The following is a 25,528-nucleotide window of genomic DNA, read 5'->3' on the forward strand; positions in this document are numbered from 1 at the left end:
CCACGGCCTTGATGCTTTCAGGAGTGCACAATAAATGGAACGGGAAGGAAAGGCCAAATCATGTCCTCTGAAATCGATTCCTCGACACTTCTTTCCCGCGCAAGTCAACTGATCGATCTGGCGAAAAAGGCAGGCGCTGACGCCGCCGACGCTGTCGTCGTCCGCTCGCGCGCCCAATCTGTCAGCGTTCGCCTCGGCAAGGTCGAAGGCACCGAGTCCTCCGAGAGCGACGACTTTTCGCTTCGAGTCTTCGTCGGCAAGCGCGTGGCAAGCGTTTCCGCCAATCCGGGCTTTGACCTTACGGCGCTGGCCGAACGCGCCGTCGCCATGGCCAAGGTCTCGCCGGAAGACCCCTTCGCTTGCCTGGCCGATGAGAACAGGCTCGCAAAGACCTATCCCGACCTGCAGCTTCTCGATACGACCGAGGTCGGCGCCGACCAGCTGCGCGAGGCGGCCCTTGCGGCCGAAGCCGCTGCCCTTGCGGTCAAAGGCGTCACCAACTCTTCGGGTGCCGGCGCTTCGGCCGGCATGGGCGGGCTGGTGCTTGCCACGTCGCACGGTTTCGAAGGCAGCTACATGGCCTCGCGCTTCGGCAATTCCGTCAGCGTCATCGCCGGCGAAGGTACTGGCATGGAACGCGACTACGATTTCGACAGCCGCCTTTACTATGCCGAGCTCGACGATCCCGCCGAAATCGGCCGCCGGGCCGGCGAGCGCACCATCAAGCGCATCAATCCGCGCCAGGTACCGACAGGCAAGGACATCACCGTCATCTTCGATCCGCGCATCGCGCGGGGTTTCGTCGGCCATATTGCCGGTGCCATCAACGGCGCCTCGGTTGCCCGCAAGACGAGCTTCCTTCGCGACAAGATGGGCCAGCAGGTGCTGAAATCCGGCCTCTCGATCACGGACGATCCGCTGATCGTGCGCGGCCCGTCCTCGCGTCCCTTCGATGGCGAAGGCGTCTCCGGCGAGAAGCTGGTCATGATCGAGGACGGTGTGCTCAAGCACTGGTTCCTCTCCACCTCCACCGCAAACGAGATCGGCGGTTTCGAGACCAACGGCCGCGGCGTCCGCGGCGGCACCTCGGTCACGCCGGCCTCGACCAATCTTGCGCTGGAGCCTGGCGACATCTCGCCGGAAGAGCTGATCCGCAGCGTCGGCAACGGTTTCTACGTCACCGAACTGATCGGCCAGGGCGTCAACATGATCACCGGCGAATACAGCCGCGGCGCGACAGGCTTCTGGATCGAGAATGGCGAGCTCACCTTCGCGGTATCGGAAGTGACGATCGCTTCGAACCTCAAGGACATGTTCATGCGGCTGACGCTTGCCAACGACATCGATCGCAAGTTCGGTGTGGCGGCTCCGACTTTCGCGATTGAAGGCATGACGCTTGCCGGCCGCTGACAAACGGATCGAAACGATGAGCGACCCTGAAAACCGCTGGCAGAGCGATCTCGCGTTGATCGCTGATGCTGCAAGACAGGCCGGCGCCGTTGCACTCGGTTATTTCAACAAGTCGCCGGAGGTCTGGTGGAAGAACGAGGATCGCTCTCCCGTCAGTGCCGCCGATTTCGCCGCGAATGAAAAGCTCGAAGCCATCTTGCGCAGCGCACGGCCGGCCTATGGGTGGCTGTCGGAAGAGACTGACGACGACGCAGGCCGACTGGAATACGAGACACTGTTCATAGTGGATCCGATCGATGGCACGCGGGCCTTCCTTGCCGGCAAGGATCTCTGGTGCGTCAGCGTCGGCATCGTCCATCGCGGCCGCCCCGTTGCCGGCGTGCTTTATGCGCCGGCGCTCGATGAACTTTACGAGGCAGTTGAGGGTGGTGCGGCGCTGAAGAACGGCGAGCCGATTGCCGTCTCCACGCGCGGCGAAGCCGATCTCAGCCAGCTTGCCGTCAGCGAGGAGCTGTTCAGGATTTTGCCGGCGGCGGTTCGCGACCGCAGCGAGCGCGTCAAATATATCCCCTCACTCGCCTACCGCATCGCCATGGTGGCCGATGGCCGGTTGGACACGACGTTTGTCGGGCGCAATGCCCATGACTGGGATATTGCGGCGGCCGACCTTATCCTCGAGCGTGCCGGTGGCGGTCTTGTCGACCTTTCGGGGCATCCGACAACCTATAATAGAGAGAAAGTCAGCCACGATGCGCTATGCGCTTCACCGGTCCCGCGTCTCCGCGAATATCTGGACTTGTTCACTCAGCTAAGAGACGGTTGACGTTTCCGTCAAAATCCCTCAGATGAGGGGCCGGAGGAGAATAGGCAGAAAGAGAATAAAAATGACGGACTCCGGCGGTAAAAAGCAGCTCCTGCACCTCGTCTTCGGTGGCGAACTCGAAAACCTCGATGGCATCCAGTTTCGTGATCTGAAGGATCTCGATATTGTCGGTATTTTCCCCGACTATGCCACGGCACTGACGGCTTGGAAGTCGAAGGCGCAGCAGACGGTAGACAATGCGCATATGCGCTATTTCATCGTCCACATGCATCGTTTGCTCGATCCGCAGGATACGACCGGGAGCAAGTGACCCGCGCAGCAATCGGCTTGTCCTTCGCTGTCCACAGCGGAGGCCTTCGTGCATCGGTTCTCGCCCTCGTTCGACGCATTCTGAACAAATTGATCGGTCATGGCGGCCGCAACGATAATTAGGGAATTGAATTGATGTCGGTCTGCATGGATCGGAGGTCTGCTGAATGAGCTCTCGGATGGCGCGGATCGGTCTGAACGCGTACCGTCTGGCGGGAACTGTGGCGTCGCCGGTCGTCGGCCTCTACATCACCTATCGCACCGCCAAGGGCAAGGAAGACCGTGCTCGCCGGCTGGAGCGTTTCGGCTATGCGAGCGCCAATCGCCCGCAGGGCCCGCTCGTCTGGTTTCACGCGGCAAGTGTCGGCGAAACCAACGCCGTCATTCCCCTGATCCGTGAAATTCGCCGCCGCGACATCCATGTCATCCTGACGACAGGTACCATCACTTCGGCAAGGCTTGCCGCCGAGCGCCTCGGCAATGATGCGATCCATCAATATGTGCCGCTCGACCTGAAGCCCGCCGTCGGCCGCTTTCTCGATTACTGGCAGCCGGATTGCGCCATCATCGCCGAATCCGAGATCTGGCCCGCGACGGTGCTTGAACTCGGCCATCGCCGCATCCCGCAGATCCTCGTCAATGCCAGGATGTCGGATCGCTCCTTCACCCGCTGGCGGCGACGGCCCTCGCTTGCCGAAGCACTCTTCGAAAATCTGGCGCTCGTCATTGCACAGTCGGATGTCGATGCCGAACGTTTCCGCGATCTCGGCGCCGTGCCGGTCATCACGTCAGGCAACCTGAAGGTCGATACGGATGCACCGCCTTATGACAGCGCTGTTTTCGCTCGCTACAAGAAGCAGATCGGCGACCGCAAGACATGGGCGGCGATCTCCACTTTCGACGGTGAAGAAAATGCCGCCGGCATCGTCCATCGTGCGCTGCGCGATCGCGACAAACAGCTGACCATCATCGTACCGCGCCACCCCGAGCGCGCTGACGAGATCGAGGCCGCCCTCGTCAAGCAGGGTCTGAAAGTCGCCCGCCGCACGCGGGACGATGTCCTGACCCCCGACGTCGATATCTTCCTTGGCGACACGATCGGCGAAATGGGCCTTTATCTTCGTCTGACGGAAGTCGCTTTCGTCGGCCGCTCGCTCTTTGCCGAAGGCGGCCAGAATCCGCTGGAGCCGGCCATGCTCGGCTGCGCCATCCTGTCGGGCGGCAATGTCCAGAATTTTCGCGAGGCCTATCAGAAGCTCGCTCGTAGCGGCAGTGCCCGCATGGTGCGCGATACCGAGATGCTGGCGAAGGGCGTGCATTATCTTCTGACCAATGACGAGGCGCGCGGCAAGATGATCCAGGCCGGCATCGCCGCCGTGCATGAAATGCGCGGTGCGTTGAGCGCCACGTTGAAGGGGCTGGAGCCCTATATCAATCCGCTGACGGTGAAGGCGCGCCTTCTGCCGAAAGCCGTGGCGCAAGCCTGAGGAGCAGCCATGTCGGCGCAGACGAAGATCAGGGGCATCCTTTTCGACAAGGACGGCACGCTGCTCGACTACGACGAAAGCTGGTTGCCGGTGAACCGTGAGCTTGCCCGGATCGCCGCCGAAGATGACGCTGTTCTTGCCGACCACCTTCTTGCCGAATGCGGCATGGACCCGGTCACCGGCCATATCATTCCAGACAGCCTGCTTGCTGCCGGCAATACCCGCCAGATCGCCGAAGGGCTCGTTGCTGCCGGCTCGAAGGTCGATATGATCGAGCTGACGATCAAGCTCGACAATCTCTTTGCCAATGCCGCCGAATTTTCCGTGCCGGTGACGGACCTTGCCGCCTTCTTCGGACGGCTGCACGGGCGCGGCTTCAAGCTTGGCATTGCCTCCAGCGACAATGAACGTTCGATCCGCCAGACCGCCCAGCGTTTCGGCATCTCTAAATTTGTCGATTACATCGCCGGTTATGACAGCGGCTTTGGCAGCAAGCCGGAGCCGGGCATGGTGCTCGGCTTCTGCGCGGCAACGGGCCTTCAGCCGGAAGAGGTCGCCATGGTCGGGGATAACAACCACGATCTCCATATGGGCAGGAACGCGAAAACCGGCCTGACGATTGCGGTTTTGACTGGCACAGGGTCGCGGGAATCCCTCTCGGCCTCCGCCGACCATGTCTTCGACGACATCACGCATATCGAGGCCCTGCTGTCGGACCTGCAGCCGGCCTGACACCCAAAGACTTGCATTTTCACGCGTTTTGGCTTCTCAATCCGCCCGGTCGATTATGTGAGACCTCGCCACGGGGGGTGAGGGCAAGGGAAACGGACGGCATCATGATATCCGAAGCACCGCCTTTCTGGTGGAGGCGGGCAGGTTGGCAGGCATGGGCTCTGTCGCCCCTTTCTTTCCTTTATGGCCGCGTGGCGGGCTACCGCATGGTCCATGCGAGCCGCGCTTCAGTGCCGATCCCGGTCATTTGCGTCGGAAATTTCACGGTCGGCGGAGCTGGCAAGACGCCGACGGCAATCGCCATTGCCCGTGCTGCCAAAGCAAAGGGTCTCAAGCCTGGTTTTCTAAGTCGCGGCCATGGCGGCTCGCTCGATGTCACCACCGTCGTCGATCCCTCTCATCACCGTGCAGTCGCTGTCGGCGACGAGCCGCTTCTGCTGGCTCAGGAAGCACTGACGGTAATCTCCCGCAGGCGTGTCGAGGGTGCGGCAAGGCTGGTCGAAGAGGGCGCCGATTTCATAATCATGGATGACGGTTTCCAGAGTGCGCGCCTCGCAATCGACTATGCGCTTCTGGTAATCGATGCGACACGCGGCCTTGGCAACGGCCATATAGTGCCGGGCGGCCCGGTGCGCGCGCCGATCCGTCTGCAACTGCGCGAGGCGACCGCCCTTCTGAAGGTCGGAGAAGGCAATGCGGCCGACCGCATCGTCCGGATCGCAGCGCGCGCTGCCAAACCCTATTTCACCGCCCGGCTGAAAGTGTCCGGAGAGAATTATCTGGAGGGCCTCAAAGTGCTCGCCTTTGCGGGTATTGCCGATCCGGAAAAATTCTTTCGCACCGTCCGTTCGCTTGGTGCGAGCATCGAGGTCGCGACTTCCTTCGGCGATCACGAGCATTTGAGCGAGGAAGAGATCGACGGTCTTCTGATGACAGCAGACCAGCAGAATCTGACGATCGCCACCACCTCTAAAGATTTTGTCAGGCTCGCCGGCCATCACGGCAAGGCGGCACAGCTCGCGGCCCGCTGCCGCGTAGTAGAGGTGGAGATGGCGTTTACAGATCCACTTGCGCCCGGGCTCATTATCGATCGCGCCTTTGAAGCCTGCCGCCAGCGGCGGCTCAGGGAAGCGAAAAAGAAAGCCTAGCGCTGGTTCGGCAGAATGCCGGCGCGTTTGTCGGCTTCAAGCGCGGTGGCGACATCGGCATAGGGTTCCTGCCGCGCCACGCTCCAGTAGCGAAGTTCATCGAGCGGGATCTGTTTGCCTGTCAGTGCGCAGACGACATAGGAACCGGGCGACAGAATCTGGAAATCGCCGTCCAGATAACGGATCTTCGCCTCGCGGTTTCCGTATCCTTCGAACAAGTTCATGCGCTCCATTCCCCGCAGTCTGTCATCTGTCTGCCATACTCCCCGAAACGTCCTTTTGCCAGCTTTTTCAGCTCCGGCCGAATAGTCGCTCGATATCGGCAAGCTTGAGTTCGATATAGGTGGGACGCCCGTGATTGCATTGGCCGGAGCCTGGGGTCACTTCCATTTGGCGCAGCAGCGCGTTCATTTCTTCAGGCCGTAGCCGCCGTCCTGATCGCACCGAGCCATGGCAAGCCATTGTTGCCGCCACATATTCGAGCTTGGCCGACAGGCCGGAGGCTGTATCCCATTCGGCGATCTCGTCGGCAAGCTGCCGGATCAGCCCAGACGCATCGACCTCGCCGAGCATCGCTGGCGTTTCGCGCACGGCAATGGCGCCCGGGCCGAAGCGCTCGATCGCAAGGCCAAGTTCGGAAAATTCCACCGCATGCACCATCAGCCGGTCGCAATCCTCTTCGGGAATGTCGACGATCTCGGGGATCAGCAGCACCTGCGACGGCAGCCGCTTCGAATGCAGCGCCTTGCGCATGGCCTCGAAGACCAGCCGCTCATGGGCAGCGTGTTGATCGACGATGACGATGCCGTTGTCTGTCTGCGCAATGATATAGTTTTCGTGGACCTGCGCCCGCGCGGCTCCGAGCGGATAGCGTACCGCCGGTTCGCTCGCAGCTGCTGCCGGCACTTGCGCGGTGGGATCGAAAACCGGCTCTGAACGCGCCGTCGGATGGGCAAGCCCATCGAAGGAGGCTTGCGGTCTTTCGCTGAGACCGGTGGCCGGCTGATAAGGCCGGGATGGGGAGGTTGCCGCCGACCAAGGTGCCTGCGGTCGCTGCGGCGCCGCCTGGAAGCCAGGCCGGAAGGCGCGCAGCATGTCGCTTGCGCCCGTCGTTGCGGCGCGGCTGCCGTCACGCGCAAGCGCTTCGCGGATTGCGCCGACGATCAGCCCGCGCACCAGTCCCGGATCGCGGAAGCGGACGTCGGATTTCGCCGGATGCACATTGACGTCCACAAGCGCCGGATCGAGCGTGATAGACAGCACCGCGACGGGATAACGGCCGGAGGGAATCGTTTCGGCATAGGCCCCGCGGATCGCCGAGAGGATGAGTTTGTCCTGCACCGGGCGGCCATTGACGAACGCATATTGATGAGCCGAATTGCCCCGGTTGAAGGTCGGCACGCCGGCAAAGCCGGTCAGTTGCACGTCTTCGCGCTCGGCATCCAGGGCGATGGCATTGTCACGGAATTCCTTTCCGAGCACCTGCGCCATGCGCGCCAGATGATCCTCGCCGGTTGCCGGAAATTCCAGCGTTGAGCGATCGGGGCCGGAGAGCACGAAACGCACGCCCGGAAAGGCGATCGCCATGCGTTTGACGATCTCGGTGATGGCCGCCGCTTCCGCCTTCTCCGTCTTCAGGAATTTCAGCCGCGCCGGCGTCGCGAAAAACAGATCGCGCACTTCGACGATTGTTCCCGGATTGGCGGCTGCCGGGCGCAGATGCACGATCTTGCCTCCGGCAACGGAAATTTCGTTGCCCGCCGCGCTGTCACGTTTGCGGCTTGCGATGCTGAGCCGCGCCACCGAACCGATGGACGGCAATGCCTCGCCCCGGAACCCGAGCGTTCGGATATCGTCGAGCGTATCCGATATCTTCGATGTGCAGTGTCGCTTGACGGCAAGTTCAAGATCGGTGACGTCCATGCCGGAACCGTTGTCGCTGACGCGCAGCAGCGCCTTGCCGCCGCCGGCGGTTGCGATTTCGATACGGGTCGCGCCTGCATCGAGCGCGTTTTCGATCAGCTCCTTGGCAGCACTCGCCGGGCGTTCGATGACTTCGCCGGCAGCGATCTGGTTGATGAGCGTTTCGGAGAGCTGTCTGATGGCCATGGGCTTATTTTCGAGGATTCGCGGCCCGGAGGGAAGGGGTTTCATCGAGCTGCAGATAATGACTCAAGACCTCTCCCCCAAATTTGGGGGTCGTTACTGTTAAGCGGCTTTTAAGACAAAAACGGCATTTTATTCATATACCTCCGAGACTGCGAAAATCGGACAGATGTGGGATGTGAATGAATGAGTGCCGGCTTCGAAAAGGCGGACACATCATCTGTGAGTGACGCACTGCCGCCTGAAGCTGATCTTCAGGCGGTGCTTTTCGATGCGGTTTGCGACAGTCTTTCTGCTGCATTCGTCATCTATGACCGAAACGATCTTCTTCTCTTTGCCAGCCGTCAGGTCCTGGAGTTCTTTCCAGTGTCGGAGGACGTGCTGCGCCCGGGCGCCCGCCTTCGTGATTTCCTGGGTGCGGTCTACGATACCGGCATTCGCGAGCAGACCCTCGAGCGCCAGCCGGGATTGCTCAGTCGCGAGGACTGGTTGTCCCAGCGCATCGCCTCCCATTGGCGCGAACGTTTTGAATCCGTCGAGCGCCACGGTGCCGATCGCTGGGTGCGCTTCCTCAAGCGCCGCCTGCCGAGCGGCTACGGCGTGACCGTTATTTCCGATATTTCCGAGGTGCGTAAGCGCGAGGAACAGTGGCGGTACGATCTTGAGCGCGTGCAGCTGACCGAGGACATTCTCGACCACCTGCCGTTCCCGCTCTTCGTGAAGGATCGCAACCTCGCCTATGTCGCCGTCAACAAGGCATTCTGCGAGAAATACCAGACGACGGCCGACGAGGTTCTGGGTCGCAAGAGCGGTGATCTGTTTTCGCCTGACATTGCCAAGCGCTTTGAGGAAAGCGACCGCCACGTGCTGGAAACCGGCGAAATGTCGGTCTCTCGCCAGCGCCAGATCGCCCGCGACGGCACCGAGCGCGACATCGTCAGCCGCAAGCACAGGATCGGCAAGCCCGGACGTTATTTCCTCGTCTCGACCATGCAGGACCTGCCGCGCGACGGCGACGATCTCGACGAATTCCATCGGGCCTCCGAGATTACAACGTCCAGCAATCAGACCTACCGCCGCGCCTATGTGCCGGTGCCGAACGCATCGCAGCGCCGCGAGCCGGCAGCGATGGAGGCGATCGTTCCGGAAAATTTCTCCGGCCGAAAGATCCTCGTCGTCACGTCGGATCTCGCTGCCGAGACCGCCGCACTGCGCACGCTCGCCAAATACGGCTTCGAATCCTGCTCGGTCCGCGGCGAGGATGAGGAGGAGCGTTTCCTCGAGATTGCCAGCTGTTCGGGAATCTCGCTCGATCTTCTGATCATCGACAACCAGATGGGCCTGCGCTGTCTGGAGCTTGGAGAACAGTACGGCATTCCCACTCTCGTCATGGATGGCTTTCAGATCGCCAACGAACTGACCTTCCAGATTGCCCGCCACTTCAACCGCAACGGACGCGGCGGCACGGAGGGAGACTGGGAAATTACCACGACCGAAGAAAACATAGGTCTTCAGGTTCTCGTCGCCGAGGATAACGACATCAACCAGATCGTCTTCACGCAGATCCTGGAAGGACTCGGTTACCGCCATCGGATCGCAGCGACCGGCGAAGAGGTCGTTCGTCTCTGGGCAGAATATCGGCCGCAGATCGTGCTGATGGATATTTCGCTTCCGGTCTTCAACGGCTTTGAAGCCTCGCGCCTCATTCGCCAGATGGAAGAGGGACAGGGCACGCGAACGCCGATTATTGGGGTGCTGACGCAAGCCTTCGAACGCGATCGTGCAGAATGCGCCAATGCCGGTATGGATGACGTCATCATGAAACCGGTCAGCCCTGACATCCTTGAAACGGTATTTCAGAAGCATCTGATGAACGAGCCAATCAAAGCTCAAATCTAAACAACAGGCCGGTCAACTCCCCAGATTTTGGGAATGCTTGGGGTTGTATTCTGCTCGATTTACTATCGAATTGTTAAGACTTAGCCGTCATTCTTCACCAGGGTGTGGAGGAAAATCTCGGATTTGGATTGATGGTGTCGCCGGAAATACCATTCATGGCCGTTAGTCAGAATGAGCTACAGGCGATGGCCTATACCGATCCGCTGACGGGATTGGGCAACCGCAATCGCATGCGCGATAAGGTGATGCAGATTTCGGCCGAGCGGGCCAGCGATCCGGCGCCCTTCACAATCGGTATCGCCAATCTCGACAGTTTCAAGCCCATCAACGATCTCTTCGGTTCTGCTGCCGGTGACGAAATCCTGTGTCAGGTCGCCCATCGCTTGAAGGCCTGCATTCCGGATGGTGCCCTGGTCACCCGTCATGATGGCGACGAGTTCGCCTTCGTTCTGCCGCTGATTTTCGAGCGCGCGAGCGCGGAGAAATTCGGACAGATGATCCGTGAGGTGCTCTCGGCTCCCTACGATCTCGGCGACCGCAATGTGCGCCTTTCCGCCTCTTTCGGCTTTGCGATCTATCCATTTGCCGGCGAAGACTGCGAAGAGCTTTTGAAAAGTGCGGAAACCGCACTCTATCGTTCCAAGCGCCGCGGGCGCGGGCAGATCACCGTCTATTCCCGCGAGATCGCGCAGGAAATGAAGCGGGCGACCCAGCTCGAACAGGCGCTTCGAAATGCCATCATATCGGATGCGATCGATGTGCATTTCCAGCCGATCGTCTCGCTCGCCAACAATCAGGTGGTGGGCTTCGAGGCACTTGCCCGCTGGAACGACCCTGACCTCGGCTTCATCTCGCCCGGCGTCTTCGTGCCGCTCGCCGAAGAGCGAGGCTTCATCGACGCCCTGTCGGAAGCGCTCTTGCGCAAGGCTGCGGAAGCGGCCCTTTCCTGGCCGCGCGAACTGTTCCTGTCCTTTAATCTATCGTCCGCCCAGCTGATGGATCCGGGCACAAGCACCTCCATCCTGTCTATCCTCGGCCGAGTGGGCTTCGACCCGCATCGCCTCGAACTGGAAATTACCGAGACCGCTGTCATGAGTTCTGCCGACACGGCGCACCGGATCATTTCCGATCTCAGGGCAGCCGGCGTGCGCATCTCACTCGACGATTTCGGTACCGGCCAGTCGAGCCTCGGGCGCCTGCGCGATTTCATCTTCGACAAGATCAAGATCGACCGCGCCTTTGTCTCGCGCATCAATTCCGACCGCGCTTCCGAACACATCATCAAGGCGATCCTTGCGATGTGTGAAGGCCTTGAGTTGGAAGTCGTGGCCGAAGGGATTGAGGATTATTCCGAAGCGGTCAAGCTGCGCACGCTCGGCTGCGGCATGGGGCAGGGCTATCATTTCGGCCGGCCGGCCGATGGCATCGCCACGCTGCGCTTCCTCCACGAGAACTACTATTACGACACGAGCGCACAGGATCGCGTCAGCGCATAGGGGCAAAAAAGCAATGGCGCCCCATGGGACGCCATCACCTACGCTCTACTCTCCGTACGGATTACTTGTTGGTTGTCGAACCTGTCGACGTATTGTCCGTCGGCATGGCCGTGCCGGTAGCCGCCGGAGCCTTTTCGGCTGACTGCATGGCAAGTGTCTTGAACTCCGGTGCCGCCTTGAGGGATTCGGCAGTTTCCGTGGTCGTCAGCTTGACGGAGCCGTCCTGCGTATTCTGCGCGACGGTGATCTTATTCATGGGAACGGCGACATTCTTTTCACCGATCCCCAGGAAGCCGCCGACACCGATAATGGCCGCAACAAGCCCGCCATCCTTCTTCATGATCAGGTCGTTGACGCTGCCGATGCTCTCATTGTTGCCGTTGTAAACCGACTGGCCAATATACGTATTGGCACTGATCTGGTCCGGAGCCTGCTGCGTCAGATAGCTGTCGCCACCTGCTTGGGCCGTGTCGGTGCTCGGCGCCGGGGCCGGAGCCTGTGCGGCATCACCTGCGGGTGCCATCGGCTTGACTGGTTCTGCCGGTGCCGGAGCGGCCGGCTCAGCGGGTGCAGACTGCGCCGGAGCAGCAGGGTTAGCCGGCTGGGGAGCTGTCTGCGAAAATGCTGCCGGTGCGAAAGCCGTGGCAAACAATGCGCCAGCGGCAACGGTCGTCAGAAGTTTGCGTGTCATTTCGAACCTACCTTCGTTTCTTGAGTGATCCCTGGCGCGAAAGGGCCTGTTTTCCAGGAATACCTGCCGCGCCGGTTCAAGAATGAAATGACCGATCAGCCTATTGGTTCCGGACGAAGACACGGAAAGTTTTGCAGTTTTCACGGAACCTTGACCGGAAAAAGCCCCAAAAAAACAAAAGGCGCCCGCAAGGAGCGCCTTTATAAATTGCGGACTTCGCAGTTCAGATCACATAGGCAGGATCGAAAACGCCCTTTACCGTGATGCCGAGTTCAAGCAGCGCGCCTGCACTTGGCTGGGCGGAGCGGGCATGCTCATCCAGGCCTTCCCAGGCGGTCGTGACCACTAGCCGGTCGGCATTGGCGCCGATGAAGGCCGGGCAGGAAGGTTGCGCTGCCGGCACCTTGTAGCGAGCTATGCGCAGGCCATCCGGGCTGTAGCGATCAACGACACCGGCACCCCAGCGCGCGTTCCAGATATAGCCATCGGCATCGCAGACTGAACCGTCGAGACCGCCGGGTTCGTCCATGCTGTCGACCATGACGATCGGTTCACCGGATGGCAGGCCGGTCTGCGGATCGACCATGACCCGCATCAGACGGCTGATCCGGGTGTCGGTAAAGTAGCCGATCGTACCATCGGGCGAAAAGCAGATGGAGTTTGGAATGCTGATGCCGCTGAAGATCTTCGTCACCTTGCCGGCGGCAACATGATAGATCGCGCCCGCCTGGTTTTCGGCGCGTTTGCTCATCGTGCTGATCCACAACGCACCTGAGGGGTGCGTGCGCCCGTCGTTGGAGCGGTTTTCCGGCTTGTCGTTTTCCAGCGCCGCATAGAAGGTCAGCTTGCCGCTCGCGATATCCCGCACGAACAGCCCTTCCTCGGTCGCCAGCAACTGGCGGCCAGAATCGACGCGGGCCAGAACGCTCGCCATGGCAGGCAGCGGATGTACCTTCTTCTCGTCTGTCGAAAGATTGAGCTCGTGCAGTTCCTTGCCGAGAATATTGAACCACCAGACGGAATTGGAAACGGGATCGTAAGTGGGGCCCTCACCGAGAACCGAATTGGTATTGCAAAGTGTTTTGCCCTCGAATTCATAAATATCAGTCATATGACTATGCTCCTATGGCTGCGTCATAGGCTAAGATGGTCGCCTTGGCGCGCTCGGCAACCTCTGCATCGGTCATTCCGGGCTTGTAAATGCTGGTGCCGAGACCGAAAGCCAAAATGCCCGCTTTGGTATAGTCGGAAAAGTTCTTGTCCGACACGCCGCCGACCGCAGCAATCACCAATTCCGGCGGCAGGATGGCGCGGATTGCGGTGATGCCGGACGGCCCCAGAACGCTTGCAGGGAAGAACTTGAGGCCGGTCGCACCTGCGCGGGCCGCCTGCAGCGCTTCAGTCGGGGTAAAGACGCCCGGCATGGTCACCATGCCGTAGTCGCGGGCGCGGATGATGACGTCGGGCTCGACATTCGGTGTGACCAGCAGTTTGCCGCCGGCGGCATGCAGGCTGTCGACGGCTTCTGTCGTCAGCACGGTGCCGGCGCCGATGAGCACATCCGCCGGCGCCATCTTGGCTGCGATTTCGATGGACTTGAATGGCTCCGGCGAATTCAGCGGGATCTCGATCGCCGTCAGACCATTTTCGATCAGCGCGCCGACCACGGCTTGGGTTTCCTCGGGCTTGATGCCGCGCAGAATGGCAATCAGCGGACGCTTCATCTTGGGGAAGGGGACACGGTTCATCAGAATATCTTTCTCAGTTCGCCGAGATGGCTCAATTCGGCCAGATGGCTTGGGCAGCGGCCGAAAGCCCGCCGCGAACGGCGGCATCGGCGTCGATGGCGGTGAAGGAAAGGGAGAGCGTATGGAAGGCCTGCTCGTAGAGCGCCTGCAGGCGTCCGGACGCGACGAGGGTAACGGGAGTATCCTTGCCGGCGTCCTGCAACGCACCGGCGATTTCGAGGCCGATCAGCGTGCCGGAGAGTTTGGCTTGGGCGGCGGCAGCCGAAATACCGTGCAGAAGCTGGCCGGAACGGGCCGTGAAAATCAGGTTCGACGCGAGAGCCGGCCGCTTGAAGGCGGCCGCAACCGCCGTTTCGAAGGCCGCGGTATCGGCCGGCTGGTCCTCGGCGCCGGCGACCGCATGCGTGAGGATCGTATGTTTGGTAATGGCGTCGAAAAGTTCGCCCGTCATGAACGTGGAAAAGCCGGTGACCTTGGCGTCACTGACATGCACCCATTTGGAATGTGTGCCCGGCATGCAGACGGCCTGGGTGCCGCGGCTCGTAGGCCCGAGTGCCCCGAGAAGCTGCGTTTCCTCCCCGCGCATGACATCCGGCGTCGCCGCATCACGCTGTGCAAGGCCCGGCAGAATGCGCACGTCGCGGCTTTCGCCGGGCACGGAAACTGCGCCCGACAGGATCGAAGCGAGCGAAGCGGGCACGTCGATATAACCCGCCTCCACCCAGCCCTGCCGTGCGCCTGCCATACCGCAGACGATGACTGGCAGGTTATCAGGCGCTTCCACGGCTGCGAGATGCCCTTCAAGAACCTGGGAAAAGCCGGTTTTGGCGGCGGTCGTCATGCCTTCGCCGCTGCGGCGCTCGGCGAGAACGGCGCCACCGGCATCGATAAGCCATAGCCGGAAGCTGCTGGTGCCCCAGTCCACCGCGACATAAGCGGGATTTGCCATCAGAGAACGCCTCCATCGACGATAAGGGACTGCGCGGTCATGCCGGCTGCGCAGTCGGATGCAAGAAACAGAGCCGGACCGACGATCGCGTCCGGCTTCAATGGGGTCTTCAGGCATTGCTCCTGCACGGAGCGGGCAATGCTTTCCTCCGTCAGCCATAACTTCATCTGCCGCTCGGTCACCACCATGCCTGGCAGAATGCAGTTGACGCGGATATTCTCTGGGCCAAGCCTTCCGGCCATGCTCTTTGTCAGGCCGACAACTGCCGCCTTGGCGGCGGCATAGGCAGGAAAGACGCCCATGTTCAGCTTAAAGGCAATCGACGACATGTTGATGATCGCTCCGCCGCCGGCTGCGCGCATCGACGGGGCTGCCGCCTGTGAGGTGAAGAAGACGTGGCGAAGATTGACCGCCTGGTTATTGTCCCAATAGTCCTCGGTCACATCGTCGAATTCGTGCCGGTCGTCCCAGGCCGCATTGTTGACAAGTACCCGGATCGGCCCGGATGTTGCGACGACAGTGTCGACAGCGCGCCTGATGGCGTCGATATCGCGCAGATCGGTATGGTAGAAACTGACGGGGTGCGCATTCTCTTCTGAAAGCCGCTCCGCCAGTGCCCGGCTTTCCGCCTCGGCGATGTCGAGGAAGGAAACCTTTGCACCCTGCCTTGCGAAACCCTCGACGAGGGCGGCCCCGATCCCGGAACCGCCGCCGCTGATCAGCACCGTGCGATCCCTGAATTCAGGAAATTGTGCAGACATAGCGCTCACCGTTTCTCCTCCCACCTGTCGCCAATTCCACTATTTGGAACTTAATTTGACTATATGGAATTATTCGAATAGGCTGGCTTTCCTGTCAAGGGTAGGAAAGGTAATGAGCTCCAGCGGCGACAGCATGGCGCATGTGGATGACAAGGGCGCGTCGCGTGATACCGGTACGCTCGGCAAGCTCATGGTGCTGCTTGATCTCGTCACCCATGCCGACGCTCCCTTGCGCTTCACTGATATTCTCGCACGTGCCGATCAGCCGCGCGGCACGCTGCATCGGCAGCTCGGGCATCTCGTCGAAGAAGGGCTTCTCGAGCTCGATGCCGAAGGGCGTTACGCGCCGGGTCTGCGGCTGCTCGACTTCGCCTCGCGAAGTTGGGCGCGCAACGAATTTCGCCTGATCGCCGCGCCGCACCTCGCCGCCCTTCACCGCGAGACCGGCGAGACCGTCCATCTCGGCGTGCTGCGCGGCTCCTCCATTATTTATCTCGACAAGGTCGAAGGGCACCAGCCGGTGCGCATGTATTCACAGATCGGCAATGCCTCGCCCTGTTACTGCACCGGCGTCGGCAAGGCCGCCCTTTCGGTTTTGCCACCGGATAAAATCGATGCACTCCTGCCAGGTCTGCATTTCAACCGCTTCACCTCGGCGACGCATGCGAATGCCGAGAGCCTGCTGGCGGAGATCGGCGAAATCGCTGCCGCCGGTCATGCTTTCGATCGTGAGGAACATGAGGCCGGCATCCGCTGTGTCGCCGCCCCGATCTGGTCGGACCACCGCTCCTTCATCGGCGGGGTCTCGGTTACCGGTCCCGCTTACCGCCTGTCGATGGAACTTCTCCAGGAATGGGCCGTTCCGGTTCAGGTGACGGCGCGGAAAATCATGGACGAAATGCGCATCCGCCTCGGGCCAAGGCGTTGAAACGGGCTTGACCATAGTCAATTGCTGGACGTCGGATACATAGCATGCTTATGATGTGTGTGTTATTGAGATTTGACGGCGAATCACGCCAACTGGGGTCGTCCGCGAAATCATCGACAATTCACCGGCCGAACGCGCTGCACGCCGAGGCTGAACCTATTGATCTGACGGGCGTTGTGTAACCCACCCTGTACCTGCCTCTTTTCCACACAGGCTGCCAGCGGTTTACCCAAAGCCCGGTTCGGAGGCGAAAAATCTGATGGCAAGTTTACCGCAAACTTCGGTGGAAGACGCCTACGTCCAGGAGGTCGCCGGGCTAAAAACCCAGTTCGACATTTTTCGCTTCATGAAGCGGGTGACAGAGGCCTATCGTAGCCGCGCCTTTATGGTTTTGAACCTGCCGCCGATTACCTCCTTCGACCTTCAGGCCAATACGATCATCACCAGCTGGCCCGCTGAATTGCTGTCGATCTACGATCAGGAAGGACTGATGGTGAACAGCCCCGTCCTGCGGCGGCTGCGAACGTCGACGCTGCCGTTCTTCCATGACACGTCGCGCGCCAACTGGTCGCGCGATGACGGCAAGGCCGGCATCGTTGCGACTCTCTTCGAACGCTTCAAGATGGTGCGCTGCGGCTATTTCCCGACGCACGAACCATCAGGTGCGCGCGGTGCAGTCTCCTTCGCCGGGGACCGCGAGCCCTTCACCGCGGTAGAGATGCGGGAACTGAGCTACATCGCGATCCATGTCTTCGATCGGCTGGCGGAAATCCGCAATCTCGATACGCGCATAACCGACACGCTGACGGATCGCGAGATCGATTGCCTGAACTGGACCGCCGCCGGCAAGACCAGTGCCGAGATTGCCGAAATCCTCGATCTCTCGGAACATACGGTCAATCACTACCTGAACCGAGCAACGAAGAAGCTGGATACGGTCAACCGTACGCAGGCTGTCGCCAAGGCGCTGCGCATCGGCCTCATCAAGTAAGGCCCTGATTTAGTAAGGCCGGTTTAGCAGGCCTTGCAGCCCAAAATTACGTCAGTCGACTCCAGGCTGCTCAATATCTGAGCGCCAGGCCCTTCACAGGCGGGCCAGAACTGACGATTGCCATCCTTTTCCGCAAATTCAGCATTTGGCACGCTTCCTGCATTGTTATCGGCAGAGGTCCAGAGGGGACTTTGAAACAGCGCCAGCTCAATGGCGCGACCGACACGCCGCCGTCTGATATCGCGCCGCTTTTCTCCCGGCGTTCCGATATCGGCGGTGGTTGTTGCGTTTGGGCAACCGCCCGTTGCTCTGTTCCGAAAACGGACGATTTCGTTAAAATTTTTTCTGGTCTTTTTCTCAGCTTGCGCTAGTTCGCCTCGAATTGCGTCGGTTCTCGGGGAGTCCGTTGCGGCCATCAGGGCGAAAGCCCGGCGGACTTGATGGCCGCAGCGGAGAGAGAACGCATTGCCTTTCCGTGATGCAAGTTATGTCTGCTGCCCGATTTCGGTTGGCGAAGCTGTCAGCCTCCACTATTTACTGAAGAGGTAGAAGCAGTGAGGGCGGAATGACCGAGGTCACCAAGGAACAGGTTCTGGAAACGCTGAAGACCGTGCGCGGACCGGATCTGGAGCATAATATCGTCGAACTCGGCATGGTTTCCGACGTCTTCATTTCCGATGGCAAGGTCTATTTCTCCATCACCGTGCCTGCCGAACGTGCCAAGGAACTGGAGCCGCTGCGGCTTGCTGCCGAGCGTGTCATCAAGGAAATGCCGGGTGTGAAGGGTGCGCTCGTGGCCCTGACCGCAGATAAGAAGGCAGCCGCCAGTGCGCCTGCTGCGCGTCCCGCCGCGCAGGCTGACCATAGCCATCACGGCCACTCTCATGCCCCACAGCAGCCGCGCACTGCCAAGATCGGCGTTCCCGGCATCGGCGCCATCATTGCCGTCGCATCGGGCAAGGGCGGCGTTGGCAAGTCGACGACGGCGGTCAATCTGGCGCTCGGCCTGCAGGCCAACGGTCTTCGTGTAGGTATTCTCGATGCCGACATCTACGGCCCCTCCATGCCGCGGCTTCTGAAGATCTCCGGCCGCCCGACCCAGATCGACGGCCGCATCATCAATCCCATGGAGAATTACGGCCTCAAGGTCATGTCCATGGGTTTCCTCGTCGATGAGGAAACCGCGATGATCTGGCGCGGGCCGATGGTTCAGTCCGCTCTCCTGCAGATGCTGCGTGAAGTCGCCTGGGGCGAACTCGATGTTCTCATCGTCGACATGCCGCCCGGCACTGGCGACGCCCAGCTCACCATGGCCCAACAGGTGCCGCTCGCCGGCGCTGTGATTGTCTCAACGCCGCAGGATCTCGCGCTGATCGATGCCCGCAAGGGCCTCAACATGTTCCGCAAAGTCGAAGTGCCGGTCCTCGGCATCGTCGAGAACATGAGCTATTTCGTCGCGCCCGATACCGGCACGCGCTATGATATCTTCGGCCATGGCGGCGCCCGCAGGGAGGCTGAGCGCATCGGCGTGCCCTTCCTCGGCGAAGTGCCGCTGACGATGAATATCCGCGAGACGTCCGATGCCGGAACGCCGCTCGTCGCCTCAGATCCGAACGGCATCGTCGCCGGTATCTATCGCGCCATCGCTGCTAAGGTCTGGGAGCAGGTTGGCGAGACGCCGCAGCGTGAGGCGCCTGCGATCGTATTCGAATAAAAACGAATCACGCGCCGATCACCCCGAATTGTGGGCGAAATGAGATGAAAAGGCGCAGTTCACGTAACATGTCTTGATTATTTCCTGGCTTTGCTTCATATGCGCGCCGGCGTCATGATGGCGCGTCTGCAAATGCTCTGTATGGCCGCTGCTTTATGAAGTTTCCGGCCTCTCTGCATGTTCGGAGTTGGCTTGTCGATCGACGGATTGGTGACTGCGATGCGGTGGAGCGACCCGGCCGAAAAGGCCGGATATGACCGGAGCTGTATGAACGTTCTTTATCCCCTTCCGTCTCGGTCGATGGCGAGTGCGTCTAGGCGCCATCGCGCCCGCAACGGCATGGTAGGGCTTTCGACAAAAATGGTTACGCCGGTTGGGCGCCGCTGGCGCCGGAGATGCGGGCTGTGATCACAGCGTACTGTTCCAACTGCAAGTCGGTCGAGATCCGTGATCTTGCCAATCCTCCGGAATTGCCGGCGGATATGGTATGGATCGACATGATCGAGCCGACTCGCGAGGAAGAACTGCATGTCGAAAAGATCCTTGGCATCGAAGTGCCGACCCGGGACGACCTCAGGGCGATTGAGCCGTCAGCCCGCCTATACGTCGAAGGCAATGCCGTATACATGACCGCTTCGCTGATCTGGAAAGCGGAAACGGAAGCACCCACCCTGACGGATGTCGCCTTCATCCTCGCCGGCGACAAGCTGGTGACCATCCGCTACGCCCATCCGAAATCCTTCGCCCTTTTTATCGCCGCCCTGCACCGCATACCCGAGCAGTGGCGCAGCGGTGGCGCTCTGCTTGCCAAGCTCCTGGAAACGATTGTCGATCGCACCGCCGAAGTTCTGGAAATGTCGGTGTCCCGCCTGGACATCCTTTCCGTCCACGTCTTCGGTGATCGCGCCAAGAAGGTGCGCAAGCCTTCGAACTATCTGGAAGAAAAGCTGAAGGACATTGCCGGCCATCACCGGATGATCAGCAAGCTGCGCGACAGTCTCGGTTCGCTCTCACGCCTTCTCACCTTTTTCTATACGATTCCGATCGTACAGCACGATCAGGAAACCAAGGAACTCTGCCGAACGATCTCGCGCGACATCCAGTCCCTTTCGGAGCACGCGTCCTTCGTCGCCGGCAACATCACCTTCCTGCTCGACGCCTCGCTTGGCCTCATCAACATCGAGCAGAATGCCATCATCAAGATTTTTTCCATTGCTTCGGTCGTGTTCTTGCCGCCGACACTGGTCGCCTCCATCTATGGCATGAATTTCGAATACATGCCGGAATTGCACCTGGCTGCGGGTTATCCTTACTCGCTCGGCCTCATGGTGATCTCAGCCGTCGTTCCCTTCTTCTTTTTCCGCTGGAAAGGCTGGCTCTGAGGAGCCTGTAATTGCTTCATGTCTGAAGAAAGCCATTCTCAAGAACGTGACCTTACGCCGCGCAAGCTCTTTTATCTTGCGCTAGGCTCCGTAGGTGTCGTTTACGGGGATATCGGCACGAGCCCGCTTTACGCGTTTCGCGAAGCGCTGAAGCCCGTCGCTCACGATGGTCTCACCCGTTTCGAGGTCATCAGCCTTATTTCACTGATGATCTGGGCGCTGACCATCATCGTCACCATCAAATACGTGCTCTTCCTGCTGCGCGCCGACAACGACGGCGAAGGCGGCACGCTGTCGCTGCTGGCCCTCCTGATGAAGACCGCCAATGGCCACACTGCGCTGCTCATGCTGCTCGGCCTGATGGGCGCGGCACTCTTCCTTGGCGACGCCATGATCACGCCGGCACTGTCAGTCCTGTCGGCGGTCGAAGGCATCAAGCTAGTCACGCCGCGGCTGTCGGAATATATCGTGCCTATATCGGTGGCGATCCTGGCGCTTCTTTTCGTCGTGCAATCTCACGGCACGGGCGCGGTCGCACGCTTCTTCGGCCCGATCACGGCGCTCTGGTTCCTGGTTATGGCTGCCGCCGGCATTGCCCATATTTCGGACGATTACGGCATTCTCGCCGCCTTCAACCCCTATTATGCCGTCAGCTTCCTGCTGCATGAGGGCTTCTACGGCATCGTGGTCCTCGGCGCCGTCTTCCTGACCGTCACCGGGGCGGAAGCGCTTTACGCGGACCTCGGCCATTTCGGTCGTCGCCCGATCCAGTGGGCCTGGTTCCTGCTGGTTTTCCCGTCGTTGACGCTGAATTATCTGGGGCAGGGCGCGCTCGTTCTCGGCAATCCGATGACGATGTCCGATCCCTTCTACCTCATGTACCCGCAATGGGCGCTGCTGCCGGTCGTCATCCTTGCGACTGCCGCCACCATCATCGCCAGCCAGGCCGTCATCACCGGTGCCTTCTCGCTCGTGCGCCAGGGGATCAACCTCGGCTTCCTGCCGCGCATGGAAATCCTCTTCACGTCCGAGACCAATACCGGGCAGATCTTCGTGCCTTCGGTCAACGCGGTGCTGTTCTTCGGCGTCATCTTCCTCGTGCTCGGTTTCAAGACTTCGGATGCACTGGCCACCGCCTACGGCATCTCTGTCACCGGCGCGATGGTCGTCACCTCGATAATGGCCTTCGAATTCGTCCGCGCCCGCTGGAACTGGTCGCTTCCTGTTGCCATCATCGCGCTGCTGCCGCTGGTCATTCTCGAGCTGATCTTCTTCGGCGCCAACCTTCTGAAGATTCATGACGGCGGTTACATTCCGATCATGATTGCCACGGCCTTCACCGTCATCATGTGGACCTGGCGTCGCGGCACGGCGATCCTGACGGAAAAGACCCGCCATACGGATATTCCGCTTGCCTCTTTCGTAAGCTCCATCGAGCGCAAGAGCGAGCATTCGCCGGCCCATGTTCCGGGCACCGCAATCTTCCTGACCAGCGATCCGGACTCGGCACCCGCCGCATTGCTGCACAATCTCAAGCACAACCATGTGCTCCATGACCGCAACGTCATTCTGACGATCCGCACGGTCAACAAGCCGCGCGTCTCGCCGCAGGAGCGCTACAAGGTCGAGCAGATATCCGAACGCTTTTCGCGCGTGGAACTGCTCTTCGGCTTCATGGAATCACAGAACGTCTCTCAGGCGCTGGCGGCCTTGCGCAAGACCGGCCTGAAGTTCGACATCATGACGACCTCCTTCTATCTCGGCCGTCGCAAGCTGGTGCCTGATGCGAAGTCCGGCATGCCCTACTGGCAGGACCGCCTCTACATCGCGCTCGCCAACGCTGCCGCCAATCCCTCTGACTACTTCCGCCTGCCGGCCAACCGTGTGGTGGAACTGGGCTCGCACGTTATAATTTGATGGGGTCGAGAGGGCGGTTTCGTCGCTCTCTTTATCCAGCACCGGCGCTGTCTCATGAGCTTGCAAAGACCCCGCCCGAAACCCCTCCCCACAAGCGGGAGGGTTAAGCTGCCGCGGACGATTTCGACGTCTTCAGCCTTTCGAAAGCGGCAAGGCGGTCTCTCCGGGTTAAGCCCTTCCCGCCTGTGGGGAGGGGACTTTTCGCCGGGTGGAACACCCATCCCCCTAAAATCCCAAGAGCATTAGCATATGCAAGAATCCTCACGGTCATATTCCGGCACGGGTCGTTAACCAGCTATCAAGGTTAATGCGAGATTTTCTTGGGACTGTTCCTGCGTCCCATGCCTGGAGTCCGCGTTGCGTCGAAATGGTCATTCTCGCAGCAAGCTGCGTCTCTTGCCCCAGAATTGGGCCTCCCCCGCGATTTTCGGCGTGGCCGGATGGCTGATCTTTCCGAGCGTCGCTTCTCATGCCGATCTTGCCACCATGCTCGCCGGTCTCGATAATGATGGCGAAAGCTGGCGCATGGTTCTGACCAATTCGCCGGCAGGCTCCATTCACCAGGCGGAACTCGCCTTTGCCGATCCTGCGGTCACCGGTTCGATCCCGTCAGGCGCCGGCATGGTGCTGCCGGACGGCCGAAAGGTCGCCTTCGTTTCGGGCAAAAAAGGCAACGAGGGCATCCCGGACGAGGATCGCGTCAATCGCAATGCCAAGAAGGGCCGCGTCGTTGCCGTTGAGAGAGTGCAGCCGCCGAAGGATTTCTCCGCCGGCTCCATCCTCGAGCGCACGAAACTCCTTTTCCGCCCGGTCTTTGATCTCAAGGACAAGTCCGCCTTCGTCAAGCCGGCGATCAGGGGCAAGGAGATCGAGATCGCGACTGCCTTCTACAAGACACAGCCGGTGCAACAGCAGGACACTGCCGTTCCGGCAATGCTGGCAAGCCTCGTGACCAGCAACAAGGCCGACGTATTGGCGACAGCCTATGCACCTGCCGCACCGGATTATTCCCGTCAGTCCCCCTTCGATTCGATCCTGACCGACAAGGATGAAGGCCGCTTCGTGCCGCAGATCGGTCCAAAGGACCATGCCTGGGCCGCCAGCATCCTGCCGCCAAGCGTCTTCTCCGCCAGTGAGCAGCAGTGTCTGGCTTCGGGCATCTATTTCGAAGCGCGCGGCGAATCCGTGAAGGGGCAGGCGGCGGTCGCGCAGGTCATCCTCAACCGCGTCCGTAACCCGGCCTATCCGAAGACCATTTGCGGCGTCGTCTACCAGAACGAGGACTGGCGCAACCGCTGCCAGTTTTCCTTCGCCTGCGACAACATCAAGGACCGCGTGAATTCACAATATCACTGGCGCGTTGCCCGCGACGTTGCCATGGCCGTGACCGCCGGCAAGATCTGGCTGCCGCAGGTTGGTTCGGCCACGCATTACCATGCCGTCTACGTCCGGCCCGATTGGGCCAGGACCATGGAAAAGGTAGGCCGCATCGGCATGCATGTCTTCTACCGGACTTACGGCGGCGGTTGGAGCTGAGGCAAAAGGGCTGCTGATTGCGGATTTTACGCAGACCGGCGCCGTTCGAAGACGGATTCTTTGGATGAAATCGGGCGCAGGTGGCCAGATTCCGCTTAAATATTTGATTTTTTGCGGTTATTTTATGGCTGGACACGGGCTGTCTACGCCTTGACTATGCTAATCCCTAAAACTATGTTGCGCGCGACTTCAGAACGGGCCGGAAGGTTCTTTAACCTTTGCGTCCGTGGTTCGGAAAACCGGGGTAGCGGGATTGCGGGCGACGGGAGCGGAGGAGAGCACGATGGCGGATGACCGCGAAGAAAGTCTTGAGCAGCGCCGTCGGCAGCTGGAAGCGGAACTCGCCTCCAAGCGTGTCGATGACAGGAAGGAAGAAGCGCGGGAGGCCAGCGCCGAGCAGAGCCGTAAAGGTTATGCACAGGCGATGAAGCTCTCGAGTGAATTCATTTCCGCCATTGTTGTTGGTGCTGTACTCGGCTGGCTCTTCGACCATTTTGTTGGCACGACGCCTTGGGGGCTGATTGTTCTTCTGCTTCTTGGATTCTGTGCCGGCGTACTGAATGTACTGCGCGCCGCGGGGAAGGTTTCCCAACCCCTGGATCGCAGAACACCTGAGAAATAAGGACCGTTCTGGTCCAGTGCAATTTTCGCCTTCCGGCGGATCAAAGAGAGAGAGCAACCGGTGTCAAACGATCCGACTCATCAGTTCCAGATCTTCAAGATTGTGCCGATCGAGATCGGCGGGATTGATTTCTCGTTCACCAACGCATCTCTCTTCATGGTGGCTTCGGCTGCTGTCGCTGCTGGTTTCCTCTACTTCTCGACCACGAGCCGCGCCATTATTCCCGGCCGTTCGCAGTCGCTTGCCGAAATGTCCTATGAGTTCATCGCCGGCATGCTGAAGGAAGGGGCGGGCACCAAGGGGATGAAGTTCTTCCCGCTGGTCTTCTCGCTCTTTATGTTCGTACTGACGGCAAACCTGCTCGGCATGTTCCCGTATTTCTTCACGATTACCAGCCAGATCATCGTCACTTTCGCGCTGGCGATCCTCGTCATCGGCACGGTTCTCGTCTACGGCTTCTATAAGCACGGCTTCCACTTCTTTAATGTCTTCGTGCCCTCGGGCGTGCCGGGCATTCTGTTGCCGCTGGTCGTCTCGATCGAAATCATTTCCTTCCTGTCCCGTCCGATTTCATTGTCGGTTCGTCTTTTCGCAAACATGCTCGCTGGTCACATCACGCTGAAGGTGTTCGCAGGCTTCGTCGCCTCGCTTGGAGCCCTCGGTGCAGTCGGTGTCGGCGGAGCCGTTCTTCCTCTCATCATGACCGTCGCCCTGACCGGTCTCGAGTTCCTCGTCGCCTTCCTTCAGGCTTACGTCTTTGCGGTACTGACTTGCATGTACCTCAATGACGCGATCCATCCGGGCGGGCACTAAGGATAACGACATCGACGTCAAAGGGCGTCAGTCATTCGCCGCAACAACCATTTCAAAGGAGTTCAA

General features: G+C 60.2%; 23 protein-coding genes. 16 read left to right on the forward strand and 7 right to left on the reverse strand.

Going from position 1 to position 25,528, the window contains the following annotated elements; genetic code table 11:
* The first annotated feature begins 60 nt into the window (after positions 1–60).
* The 6 genes from FHT93_RS14640 (at position 61) to lpxK (ending at position 5,909) form a co-directional block, all read left to right on the forward strand.
* A complete protein-coding gene (locus FHT93_RS14640) occupies positions 61–1,410 on the forward strand; it encodes a TldD/PmbA family protein (RefSeq protein ID WP_112541414.1) in 1,350 nt (449 codons plus the stop codon).
* Between the two features lie 16 nt (positions 1,411–1,426).
* Positions 1,427–2,233 carry a 3'(2'),5'-bisphosphate nucleotidase CysQ gene (locus tag FHT93_RS14645; RefSeq protein ID WP_183848113.1) on the forward strand — a complete coding sequence of 269 codons (807 nt, stop codon included), beginning with the start codon at positions 1,427–1,429 and terminating at the stop codon, positions 2,231–2,233.
* A 61-nt stretch (positions 2,234–2,294) separates the two neighbouring features.
* The gene (locus tag FHT93_RS14650) at positions 2,295–2,543 is read left to right on the forward strand and encodes a DUF4170 domain-containing protein (protein WP_112541413.1); all 249 of its coding nucleotides are present in this window, start codon (positions 2,295–2,297) and stop codon (positions 2,541–2,543) included.
* 166 nt (positions 2,544–2,709) lie between these two features.
* Positions 2,710–4,029 carry a lipid IV(A) 3-deoxy-D-manno-octulosonic acid transferase gene (gene waaA / locus FHT93_RS14655; RefSeq protein ID WP_112541412.1) on the forward strand — a complete coding sequence of 440 codons (1,320 nt, stop codon included), beginning with the start codon at positions 2,710–2,712 and terminating at the stop codon, positions 4,027–4,029.
* Between the two features lie 9 nt (positions 4,030–4,038).
* Positions 4,039–4,761: an HAD family hydrolase gene (locus FHT93_RS14660; protein WP_183848114.1), complete on the forward strand. Its 723-nt coding sequence runs from the start codon at positions 4,039–4,041 to the stop codon at positions 4,759–4,761.
* 104 nt (positions 4,762–4,865) lie between these two features.
* Positions 4,866–5,909, forward strand: a complete 1,044-nt coding sequence (gene lpxK / locus FHT93_RS14665; protein WP_183848116.1) for a tetraacyldisaccharide 4'-kinase — start codon at positions 4,866–4,868, stop codon at positions 5,907–5,909.
* Here the strand turns inward: lpxK and FHT93_RS14670 are convergent.
* The gene (locus tag FHT93_RS14670) at positions 5,906–6,133 is read right to left on the reverse strand and encodes a DUF2093 domain-containing protein (protein WP_183848118.1); all 228 of its coding nucleotides are present in this window, start codon (positions 6,131–6,133) and stop codon (positions 5,906–5,908) included. The genes lpxK and FHT93_RS14670 overlap by 4 nt on opposite strands.
* A 67-nt stretch (positions 6,134–6,200) precedes the next feature.
* Positions 6,201–8,018, reverse strand: a complete 1,818-nt coding sequence (gene mutL, locus FHT93_RS14675; RefSeq protein WP_183848120.1) for a DNA mismatch repair endonuclease MutL — start codon at positions 8,016–8,018, stop codon at positions 6,201–6,203.
* Positions 8,019–8,201: 183 nt separating this feature from the next.
* Here mutL and FHT93_RS14680 point away from each other — a divergent pair, with 183 nt between their 5' ends.
* A complete protein-coding gene (locus FHT93_RS14680; protein WP_183848122.1) occupies positions 8,202–9,914 on the forward strand; it encodes a response regulator in 1,713 nt (570 codons plus the stop codon).
* Between the two features lie 128 nt (positions 9,915–10,042).
* Entirely contained in the window at positions 10,043–11,410 is a 1,368-nt protein-coding gene (locus tag FHT93_RS14685; RefSeq protein ID WP_112541407.1) for an EAL domain-containing protein, read from the forward strand.
* Between the two features lie 61 nt (positions 11,411–11,471).
* Here FHT93_RS14685 and FHT93_RS14690 read toward each other — a convergent pair whose 3' ends face one another.
* From FHT93_RS14690 to FHT93_RS14710, 5 genes are all read right to left on the reverse strand, one after another.
* Positions 11,472–12,101, reverse strand: a complete 630-nt coding sequence (locus FHT93_RS14690) for a PRC-barrel domain-containing protein (protein WP_113014822.1) — start codon at positions 12,099–12,101, stop codon at positions 11,472–11,474.
* Positions 12,102–12,324: 223 nt separating this feature from the next.
* Positions 12,325–13,212, reverse strand: a complete 888-nt coding sequence (locus FHT93_RS14695; protein WP_112541406.1) for an SMP-30/gluconolactonase/LRE family protein — start codon at positions 13,210–13,212, stop codon at positions 12,325–12,327.
* 4 nt (positions 13,213–13,216) lie between these two features.
* Positions 13,217–13,849 carry a 2-dehydro-3-deoxy-6-phosphogalactonate aldolase gene (locus FHT93_RS14700; RefSeq protein ID WP_112541405.1) on the reverse strand — a complete coding sequence of 211 codons (633 nt, stop codon included), beginning with the start codon at positions 13,847–13,849 and terminating at the stop codon, positions 13,217–13,219.
* Between the two features lie 31 nt (positions 13,850–13,880).
* The gene (locus FHT93_RS14705; protein ID WP_112541404.1) at positions 13,881–14,798 is read right to left on the reverse strand and encodes a 2-dehydro-3-deoxygalactonokinase; all 918 of its coding nucleotides are present in this window, start codon (positions 14,796–14,798) and stop codon (positions 13,881–13,883) included.
* The gene (locus FHT93_RS14710; protein ID WP_112541403.1) at positions 14,798–15,559 is read right to left on the reverse strand and encodes an SDR family oxidoreductase; all 762 of its coding nucleotides are present in this window, start codon (positions 15,557–15,559) and stop codon (positions 14,798–14,800) included. Before FHT93_RS14710 ends, FHT93_RS14705 begins: the two co-directional genes overlap by 1 nt.
* A 112-nt stretch (positions 15,560–15,671) precedes the next feature.
* Between FHT93_RS14710 and FHT93_RS14715 the strand changes: the two genes are divergently transcribed.
* The 8 genes from FHT93_RS14715 (at position 15,672) to FHT93_RS14750 (ending at position 25,462) form a co-directional block, all read left to right on the forward strand.
* A complete protein-coding gene (locus FHT93_RS14715) occupies positions 15,672–16,487 on the forward strand; it encodes an IclR family transcriptional regulator (RefSeq protein WP_183848124.1) in 816 nt (271 codons plus the stop codon).
* A gap of 259 nt (positions 16,488–16,746) precedes the next feature.
* On the forward strand, positions 16,747–17,478 hold the full coding sequence (locus FHT93_RS14720; RefSeq protein WP_112541401.1) for a LuxR family transcriptional regulator: 732 nt from the start codon (positions 16,747–16,749) through the stop codon (positions 17,476–17,478).
* A 565-nt stretch (positions 17,479–18,043) separates the two neighbouring features.
* A complete protein-coding gene (locus FHT93_RS14725; RefSeq protein WP_112541399.1) occupies positions 18,044–19,192 on the forward strand; it encodes an Mrp/NBP35 family ATP-binding protein in 1,149 nt (382 codons plus the stop codon).
* A gap of 404 nt (positions 19,193–19,596) precedes the next feature.
* Positions 19,597–20,574 (forward strand): magnesium transporter CorA family protein, encoded by a 978-nt coding sequence (locus FHT93_RS14730; RefSeq protein ID WP_112541398.1) that lies wholly within the window; start codon positions 19,597–19,599, stop codon positions 20,572–20,574.
* 18 nt (positions 20,575–20,592) lie between these two features.
* Positions 20,593–22,491, forward strand: a complete 1,899-nt coding sequence (locus FHT93_RS14735; RefSeq protein WP_112541397.1) for a potassium transporter Kup — start codon at positions 20,593–20,595, stop codon at positions 22,489–22,491.
* A gap of 357 nt (positions 22,492–22,848) precedes the next feature.
* Positions 22,849–24,027, forward strand: coding sequence for a cell wall hydrolase (locus tag FHT93_RS14740; RefSeq protein ID WP_112541396.1), 1,179 nt, complete (start codon positions 22,849–22,851; stop codon positions 24,025–24,027).
* 283 nt (positions 24,028–24,310) lie between these two features.
* Entirely contained in the window at positions 24,311–24,649 is a 339-nt protein-coding gene (locus FHT93_RS14745) for an AtpZ/AtpI family protein (RefSeq protein WP_112541395.1), read from the forward strand.
* A gap of 60 nt (positions 24,650–24,709) precedes the next feature.
* Positions 24,710–25,462: a F0F1 ATP synthase subunit A gene (locus tag FHT93_RS14750; RefSeq protein ID WP_112541394.1), complete on the forward strand. Its 753-nt coding sequence runs from the start codon at positions 24,710–24,712 to the stop codon at positions 25,460–25,462.
* Positions 25,463–25,528 lie beyond the last annotated feature (66 nt).

This window comes from Rhizobium sp. BK379, from assembly GCF_014193955.1.
Classification (GTDB): Bacteria; Pseudomonadota; Alphaproteobacteria; order Rhizobiales; family Rhizobiaceae; genus Rhizobium.